Source organism: uncultured Campylobacter sp., assembly GCF_938018035.1.
Taxonomy (GTDB): Bacteria; Campylobacterota; Campylobacteria; order Campylobacterales; family Campylobacteraceae; genus Campylobacter_B.
Genome location: NZ_CALIJF010000361.1, coordinates 1 through 8,810, shown reverse-complemented (window position 1 = coordinate 8,810; position 8,810 = coordinate 1). Strand labels below are relative to the sequence as shown.

Annotated in this window: 9 protein-coding genes; 2 read left to right on the top strand and 7 right to left on the bottom strand. The window is 48.6% G+C overall.

Annotated elements, in window-relative coordinates; translation table 11 throughout:
- Both Q0257_RS10820 and Q0257_RS10815 read left to right on the top strand, forming a co-directional pair.
- Positions 1-366, top strand: a 366-nt coding sequence (locus Q0257_RS10820) for an Rrf2 family transcriptional regulator (protein WP_298024750.1), incomplete at its 5' end; no start/stop codon positions are given.
- A gap of 178 nt (positions 367-544) precedes the next feature.
- Positions 545-1,939, top strand: a complete 1,395-nt coding sequence (locus Q0257_RS10815; RefSeq protein ID WP_298024748.1) for an ankyrin repeat domain-containing protein — start codon at positions 545-547, stop codon at positions 1,937-1,939.
- Positions 1,940-2,059: 120 nt separating this feature from the next.
- Here Q0257_RS10815 and Q0257_RS10810 read toward each other — a convergent pair whose 3' ends face one another.
- The 7 genes from Q0257_RS10810 to Q0257_RS10780 all read right to left on the bottom strand — a co-directional run.
- Positions 2,060-2,725, bottom strand: coding sequence for a ThiF family adenylyltransferase (locus Q0257_RS10810; protein WP_298024747.1), 666 nt, complete (start codon positions 2,723-2,725; stop codon positions 2,060-2,062).
- The gene (locus tag Q0257_RS10805; RefSeq protein ID WP_298024745.1) at positions 2,722-3,888 is read right to left on the bottom strand and encodes a carbon-nitrogen hydrolase family protein; all 1,167 of its coding nucleotides are present in this window, start codon (positions 3,886-3,888) and stop codon (positions 2,722-2,724) included. The genes Q0257_RS10810 and Q0257_RS10805 overlap by 4 nt, the downstream gene beginning before the upstream one ends.
- Before the next feature lie 9 nt (positions 3,889-3,897).
- On the bottom strand, positions 3,898-4,083 hold the full coding sequence (gene xseB / locus Q0257_RS10800) for an exodeoxyribonuclease VII small subunit (protein ID WP_005872361.1): 186 nt from the start codon (positions 4,081-4,083) through the stop codon (positions 3,898-3,900).
- Positions 4,073-5,179 carry a homoserine O-acetyltransferase gene (locus Q0257_RS10795; RefSeq protein WP_298024743.1) on the bottom strand — a complete coding sequence of 369 codons (1,107 nt, stop codon included), beginning with the start codon at positions 5,177-5,179 and terminating at the stop codon, positions 4,073-4,075. Before Q0257_RS10795 ends, xseB begins: the two co-directional genes overlap by 11 nt.
- Positions 5,176-6,627: an IMP dehydrogenase gene (guaB, locus tag Q0257_RS10790; protein ID WP_298024742.1), complete on the bottom strand. Its 1,452-nt coding sequence runs from the start codon at positions 6,625-6,627 to the stop codon at positions 5,176-5,178. The genes Q0257_RS10795 and guaB overlap by 4 nt, the downstream gene beginning before the upstream one ends.
- Before the next feature lie 2 nt (positions 6,628-6,629).
- Positions 6,630-7,988, bottom strand: coding sequence for an Asp-tRNA(Asn)/Glu-tRNA(Gln) amidotransferase subunit GatA (gene gatA / locus Q0257_RS10785; protein WP_298024741.1), 1,359 nt, complete (start codon positions 7,986-7,988; stop codon positions 6,630-6,632).
- A gap of 96 nt (positions 7,989-8,084) precedes the next feature.
- The coding region (locus Q0257_RS10780) for a class I tRNA ligase family protein (protein WP_298024740.1) at positions 8,085-8,810 on the bottom strand (726 nt) is incomplete at its 5' end.

Here is an 8,810-nt window from a genome sequence, read left to right as displayed (position 1 = left end):
TGCGTCGCGTATTTTCGCGAGGAGAAGGTCACGGGCGATTTCGTCGCCGCAAGCTCGGGGATAAACCCCGCCATCGCGCGCAAGCTGATCTCGCAGCTAAAAAACGCAGGCTTGGTGCTCACGACCGCGGGCGTGGGCGGCATCACGCTGGCTCGCGACGCGCGACTCATCACGCTTTTAGACATTTACGAGGCGGTGAGCGAGGAGGACGCGATGTTTCGCCTGCACAAAGGCTCGCCTAGCGCCTGCCCCGTGGGCGGCAAGATCGAGGCGGTACTCGCGCCGCGCTTTGCTCGCATTCAGAATGATTTTAAAAAATCCCTATCCGGCGTCAGCTTGGCGGATCTTTTGAGCGATCTAGAATAAAGCTAATTAAAATTCTAAATACGCATTTATCTTCTAAATTTGCTCAAATTTCAAGGCTTGCGGGCTAAATTTATATAAATTTTACCCGCCCGCCATGTAAAATTTCGATTTAATTTAATCTGGGCTATAATGCGCTCGAAAATAGCAAAATGACGTTTTGTTAAAGGGGAGGAAAATTTTGAAAGACTTCAAACTTCGGTTTATTTATGCTATCTGCGCGGTAGTCGCATGCGCGCTGTATCTGCTAGCCGAAAGATCAGGTCTTACGGAGCGCAAACAAACTCATTTTACCGTTACTTCAGATACTAATGTCTCCAAAGTGCCGGGTCTTAGCAAATACGTAACCCAAGAAGAGGTCGATAGCTTCGCATTTCGCTATTGGGATATTGACGATGAGGCAGAATATACGAATTCTCATTGGGAAGAAAACGCTACTTTAAAAAAGCTTCGCTTAATGCTCAAAGCCAAAGACACCAGAGGCGTTTTAAGCTTTTTAAAAGACAATAATCTAAGCGTAAATTTACAGATGCATGCAGGCACTAGCCCGCTTATTTATAGCGCGTTTTACGACGATGAAAATACCGCTAAAGAGCTTATAAAGCTAGGAGCGGATATAGAACACCAAGATAAATATGAACTTAATCCATTAGCGTATGCAATAGCAAATAATTCATTAAAAACATTTAAAACTTTAATAGATAATGGTGCTGATGTGAAAAAATTAGCAATAATTCAAGATTATTTAAATACCAAGCCTAATATAATTGCTTCAAGCTACATTAAATCTATTGTTATTGATGAAAACGGTGATGAAAATATCACATATAAGACGAAAGAAGAAATTATAAATGATAGAAATATGGGTCACGGTTATCGGGTTATGGGCGGAAATGTATTTACTATATTAATGATAAATAACCAAATTGAGATGTTACAAATTCTATTTGATAAAGGATTTAGACCACTCAAGTATATGGCTAGGATTGAAGATAGCCGCAATGGACATATAACGACTGATGATATAGGCAATTTTTTAATATCAAATTACGATAAAGAAAGATATGTTAAAGATCCCGAGGAATTCAAGAAAAATCGATCCTTATATGTAAATTTTAATATTATGAAAGATTATGACAAAATGTTAGATTTATTTTTAAGATATGATATCCCTGGTCAGCCAAGCGAAGTTATTAGAAAAAGAGCCTTTGAAGATTGTCAGAGAAATTATTTAAAAATATTATCTATTTTGGGTGATGATAGATTTCCAACGGATTTGAATACTACATATTTTATAAATAGCGATCTTAAATTCTATGAAAAATTTTGCGGGGATAGGAGCGAAGATGCTAAAGAATTAGTAGAAGCGCGATTTTATGATCAAAATAAATGGGAAGAATTATATAAAACTAAAATGAAAAATAGAAATTTTACTATCAAAGAGTATATAGACTACATAAATACAAAAGAGAAGTATTGGGAAATTTATAAATTTGCTCGTGACAATCCAGGCGATATTTTTTTAGTAGATAAAAATATCACATATAAAAGATATATGCTCAGGAATAAGAAATGAAGTTTATCAAGAAGAATAAAATGACAGAACAAGAGTTAAATCAACACGCTCAAAGTTAGCTTTTTGATATAAAGTCAACTCGCAAGCTCGGGCTTAAATTTAAACTAGCCCGAGCTAAAACTACAATTTTATCTTCCTAACTTCCAGCTCGCCGCCAAAAAAGTTCGCGTAGTAAAGTAGGTCTTTTTCGACCTCAAGCCCCGCCAGATAACGCAGAGCGAGGTTTGCCTCAAAGCTCGCTGCAAACATCACGATCGCAGCCGTTATGCCCGCAGGTGTCGCGTTTAGGCTCGGGAAAAATTTAAAATCCGCATTCTGCACGAAGCAGACTTGGCACTGCCAGCTGTCCACCGACGCGAACACCCACGGCACGCCTATTTGCTTAGCAAACGCATCAATCTGCGCGCGCGTGGCGAGATTATCGGTCGCATCCAAAATGAGATCAAATTTCTCGCCCGAGGCGGTCGCGCTAGCGAAAAATTCCTCCGCGCGACTCTTATACACCTCTACGCTCACGCCGTCGTAGCGGCTTTCCGCGCGGCTTTTGAAAACATCCGCTTTAAATTTGCCCTCGTCTTCGAGCGTGAATAAAATTTGCCTGTGGATGTTGTGAAGCGCCACCGTGTCGAAATCCACGACGCTGATCCGCCCGATGCCGCTTGCACCCAGAGCGTAAGAAAGGCTGCTTCCAAGCCCGCCCGCGCCGATGATCAGGATGCGTTTATCCGCAAGCGCGCGCTGCGTCTGCTCGCCCCAAAGCTGGATCTGTCTGTGAAAGTAGTTCATAAAAGCCCCCTGCTGACTAGATTCTTGCGGAATTTCCACAGCCCGCGCGCCGCAGCGATCTCGTCCGCGTCCACTTCGCACATCAGCACGCCCTCTTCGTTTTTCAGCTCGTTTGCGATCTCGCCGCCGGGGGTTACGACGAAGCTCTCGCCGTAGAAATTAAACTCCTCCCCTCCGAATTTCGCCTCGCCGATGCGGTTGGCGCGGATGACGTAGAGCGAGTTCGTAAACGCGCGCATCTTCAAAAGCTCGCGCCAGCGCCCGCCGCTTTCGAAGGTCGAAGCGCACGGCACGAGCACGCAACCGACGTTTTTCTGCATAAAATAGCGCCAAAATACATCAAAATGCGCCTCGTAGCCGAAGCAGACGCCGAATTTCACGCCGCCTTCGCTAAAGATCATCGGCGAAATTTTACCGATTTTGCGGCTTTTGCGGTTGGCGAAAAAACCCTCTTCGTTCCAGTGCGGATAGTCCATCAGGATATTTTGATCGTAAAATTTCACCTCCGAGGGCGAAAATTTCGCGCAGGATTTCACCCAGATGGGCTCGTTTTCGCTCGCGCAAAAGATCTCCTCTTCGCTCGCGCCTTTTTGGTTTTCTTCGGAATTTAAAGCGTTTGGGACTTCGGAGGCGCTTTTTAAATTTAAGGCTTTGAAATTTAAAGATTTTGCGCCGCAGGAATTTAAGCCGCCTTTGCAATTCTGCTCGTTTTTGGAATTTAAAGTGCCTTTAGAATTTGAACCATCGTTGGAATTTAAATTGCTCTTGGAATTTAAAGCGCTCTTAGAATTTGGCTCGCCCTTGCAGCCCTGCTCGCTTTTAAGGCTTGCGGAATTTTCACCACCGCCCAAGCTCTTTTGAGTCGCGCCGCCGAAAATGCCCGCCTGCCTCAAAATTGCGCCGCTAGCGGCTCTGATTATAGGCGCTACAATATGCAGGTCGTATTTGGCGGCCAGCCGCGCCATCAGCTCTTGCTTGTGCTCGCTCTGTTCGCAGGCGATGGAGCGGGGCATCTTTTTAAGCTCGCTAAAGAAGGAATTTAGCTCATATTCGCCCAGCAGCACGATCCGCGCGCCGTTGTCTTTGGCGACCTTCATATAGTAATCGATCCGATTTTCGCTCATCGAAAGCGTCGGTAGTTGCAAAACGCATACGTTTATCATCGTCGCCTCCTAAGCCTGCTCGGGTGCGTTTATTTCGGCAACCTCGAGTTTGGCGTTTTCTAAAATTTCCTTCGCCTCTTTTAGCAGCGCGACGCCCTGTTTATACAGCTTCACGCTCTCTTCTAGGCTTAGATCCTTGTCGTTTAGGCTTTTTAAAAGCGCGTTAATCTTCTCCATTTTTTCTTCAAAACTCATCCAAAATCCTTTTTATGATGTAATCAAATTTTTCTATCTCGACCAAAAACGCGTCGTGTCCGTAGTCGCTGTCGATCTGCGCGTAGCTCGTGCGATCCTTTTTACCCAGATCGCTCATCGCATCGTAAATTTCTTTCATCAGCCCCGGCGGAAAGAGCACGTCGCCTTTGAAAGAGATGAGGTGCAGGCGCGATCTGATCTGCGCGCAGGCGTTTTTGAGATTGCCGTAGTGGCGCGTGCAATCAAATATATTCATCATCTTGGCGATGTAAAGATAGCACAGCGGATCGAACCTGCGCGCGAAATTTTCGCCGTTGTATTCAAGGTAGCGATCCACCTGAAAGCGTCCGTTGATCTCGTAAAGACCGTCGGTTTCGACGTAGTTGCGCCCGAATTTATCCTGCATCGAGCTTGGGCTTAAAAAACTTATATGCCCCGCCATGCGCCCCACAGCCATGCCATCAAGTCCGCGCTCGGCGATCAGATTTTTATCGTAGTTGCCGTTTTTGAAATTTGGATCGCGCAATATGGCCTCGGTCGCGATCTTATTAAACGCGATCGCCCAAGGCTGCGTGGCGTAAGTGCTTGCGAGTACGAAAATTTCATCCGCAAATTCCGGATATTCGATCGCATAGCACAGCGCCTGCATGCCGCCTAGGCTGCCGCCGATAACGGCGCGGGCGCGCGAAATACCTAGGCGCTTTAAAAGCATCATCTGCGCGCGCACGACGTCCGAGACGACCACTACGGGAAAGCGCAAGCGGTACTCGCGACCGCTGCTTTCATCGACGTCGAGCGGGCAGGTGGAGCCGAAAGGCGAAGCTAGGATATTTATGCAGATGACGAAAAATTTTGTCGTATCGACCGCTTTATGATCGCCGATGAGCCCGTCCCACCAGCCGGGTTTAACGTCGCCCTCGTAAAGTCCTGCGGCGTGCGCGGAGCCCGTTAGGGCGTGGCAGATGACGATGACGTTGGATTTGTCCGGATTTAGCTCGCCGTAGGTTTCATAGGCGAGCTTGAAGTTGGAAAAGACGCGGCCGCTCTCCAGATAGAGCGGCTCGTCGAAATTTTGAATTTTGCTTTGAAGGATCACTGATTTACTCGGTAATTCGGCGCTTCCTGCGTGATGATGACGTCGTGGACGTGGCTTTCTTTAAGACCTGCGCTCGTGATCTCGACGAATTCCGCCTTTTGCTGAAAGGTCGCGATATCCTTGCTGCCGCAGTATCCCATCGAGCTTCGCAAGCCGCCTAGCAGCTGAAAGATTACGTCTTTTAGCATGCCTGCGTAAGGTACGCGCCCCTCGACGCCCTCGGGCACGAGCTTTTCTTTTGCGGTGCCGTCTTGAAAGTAGCGATCCGAGCTTCCCTTTTGCATCGCTGCCAAAGAGCCCATGCCGCGGTAGGTCTTGTACTGGCGGCCCTGAAACGTAATGAGTTCGCCCGGGGTTTCGTAGCAGCCTGCGAGCAAGCTTCCCATCATCACCGAGCTTGCGCCCGCGGCTAGGGCTTTGGCGATGTCGCCCGAGTATTTGATGCCGCCGTCTGCGATGATCGGAATTCCAAATTTAGCCGCCTCGATCGCGCAATCGTTGATCGCGGTAAATTGCGGCACGCCCACGCCAGCTACGATGCGCGTAGTGCAGATCGAGCCAGGGCCAATGCCTACTTTAATCGCGTCTGCTCCCGCGTTTGCGATATCTTTTATGCTGGCGGGGTTTGCGACGTTTCCGACCACTACGTCCACGTCAAAATTTCGCTTTAGCTCCTTAAGCGTGTCGATAATGCCTTTGGAGTGTCCGTGCGCAGAGTCCATCACAAGCGCATCTGCGCCCGCTTTGACGAGAGCTTCGGCTCTTTGCAGATGGCCTACGCTGATTGCTGCGGCGACGCGAAGGCGTCCGAATTTGTCTTTATTAGCGTTTGGATATTCGATACGCTTTTTAAGGTCTTTGATCGTAATAAGCCCCTCTAAGTGGCCGTTTGCGTCGATTATCGGAAGCTTTTCTACCTTATTGTTTCTAAAAATTTTCTCTGCATCATCAAGCGTGCAGCCCTTTGGAGCGGTAATTAGCGGAGCCTTGGTCATCTTCTCGCCCACAAGCGCGGCGGTGTCGGTTTCAAAGCGCAGATCGCGATTGGTTAAAATCCCAATCAGCACGCCGTTATCGTCGATAACGGGAATGCCGCTAATATGGTACTCGCTCATCAGATCGAGAGCGTCTTTGATCGTGGCGTCCGCCTTGATCGAGATAGGGTCGATAATGACGCCGCTTTCGCTCTTTTTTACACGGCGAACCATCTTGGCTTGGGAGTCCTCGTCCATATTTTTATGGATTACGCCGATGCCGCCGAGGCGCGCCATCATTATCGCGGTGCGGTACTCGGTGACCGTATCCATCGCAGCACTCACAAGAGGGGTATTTAGCGTGATATTTTTCGTAAAACTCGTGCTGATATCGACCTCTTTGGGTAAAATTTCAGAGTATTGCGGTACCAACAAAACATCCTCGAAGGTCAGAGCCTTTTTGACGATCTTCATACTTATCCTTTCACGATTTTTTCTAAACTCAAGCCGCCGTCCAGCACCGTTTGTTCGTCGTAAGCGCGCCCGATAAGCTGCGCGCTGATATTAAGAGCCTCTTTGTTTTTCGCTACCGGCACGGAGATTGCGGGAAGCCCCGCTAAATTTACGCCGATCGTGTATATGTCGCTAAGATACGCGCGAAGCGGATCGCTAAGCTCGCCGAATTTATACGCTACGCCCGGCGCGATCGGCATAAAAATCAAATCGGCGTCTTTTAAAATTTCCTCATATTCGCTTTTGATGAAGGCTCTTGCCTTCTGTGCCTTGATGTAATACGCGTCGTAATAGCCGCTGCTTAGCACGAAGGTGCCTAGAAGCATTCTTCTTTTGACCTCGTCGCCAAATCCTTCGCCGCGGGTGTTGGCGTAGAGCTCTTTTAAATTTAGAGCCTTCGCGCGGTTTCCGTAGCGCACGCCGTCGTAGCGGCTTAAATTTGCGCTAGCCTCGGCGGTTGCGATGATGTAGTAGGTCGCGATGTTGTATTTGGAGCTGCAAAGATCGCGGTAAACGATCTCATGCCCGAATGATTTTAGCTTTTCTATAGTTAAATTTAGAGCCTCTTTGACCTGCTGCGAGGCCTCGTCGATATAATTTTTTATAATGGCGATCTTAAGCTTGCGATCGGCGTTTAGCTTATCCGCGGTGCTTTCGTAAGCGCCCGCGTAGCTCGTGCTGTCCATCTCGTCGCGGCCTACGATGATGTCGTATAAAATCGCCGCGTCCTCGACGCTGCGCGTGATCGGTCCTATCTGATCGAGGCTGCTCGAATACGCCGCAAGCCCGTAGCGGCTGACCCTGCCATAACTCGGCTTAAAGCCTACGCAGCCGCAAAATGCCGCCGGCTGGCGGATCGAGCCGCCCGTATCGCTTCCGAGTGCGGCTACGGCGATATTTGCCGCTACGGCAGCCGCGCTTCCGCCGCTACTGCCGCCGGGTACGCGCGAGTGATCAGTCGGATTTAGAGTTTTGCCGTAGAATGAGCTTTCGGTCGTGCTTCCCATCGCAAACTCATCCATATTCGTTCGCCCAAACGGCGCCAAACCGCGCTTCCGTAGCTTTTTAATCACTGTCGCGTCGTATGGCGCAACGTAGCCTTGCAAAATTTTACTCGCCGAGGTGACGCTCCAATCTTTTACCTGAATGTTATCTTTGATCGCGATCGGCACGCCCTCGCCGCTGACGTTTAGAGCCTCACCCGTAAGCTGCTCGACGTAGGCGCCGAGCTCTTTGGTTTTTAAAATTTTATCCTTTAGCTCCGCTCTAAGCGCCGAAATTTCATCCGCGCTCAGCTTTAGAGCCTCTTTCAAACTTATCATCTGCCATCCTTAAATTTATTCACGAAATAGATCCCCACGCCCGTCGCTACGCAGATCAGCGCGATCGTAAAAAATACGAAGCCGAGACTTATGGGGCTAGCGAGCATGCATGACCTTCGCGCAGCGCGGGCAGAGCTCATCAGGCTCTTTTGCGTTAAATTTCCAGCATCTCGGGCATTTGTGCTTCGATGATTTTACGAGGCGGAAAATTTCGTCGTTTATCTTAAACTCCGCCAGAGCCTCCTCGCTTTGCAGAGTGTCCACGTCGCTTACCATGAACCAATCCGCCACGCCTAGGATGTCGTTTGATAAAATTTCGTTCGAGCTCGTCTGCAAAACCAGCTCAAGCGTCGATTTGATGATCTTGTCCTTTTTCAGCGCGTCGATAAGCTCGAAAAATTTCTCTCTCGATTTGATTAAAATTTCGTCGAATTCTAGAAAATCGTCAAATTCTATCGGCTTATATGTCAGATCGAAAACGTCTTCTTTGCCCTCTTTGATGATACGCGGCGCAAACTGCATTACTTCGTCAATCGTGTAGGTTAGCGTAGGCGCGATCAGAGGCAGCAGCGCTCGCGTGATCAGCGCGATCGCGCTTTGCGCGCTTCTGCGGCGCGGTTCGTCCGGTGCGTCGCAGTAGAGCCTGTCTTTGCAGATATCAAGATAAATTCCGCTCAGATCGGCGCTTAAGAAATTTAGCAAGGCGTTGAAGCCCTTTGAAAAATCGTAGTTTCTAAACGCCGCTTCCGCGCTCGCAAAGGCGTTTGCCGCGCGCGTTAGGATCCAGCGGTCAAGCCGCGTAAAATTGCTCGTCTCGATCTC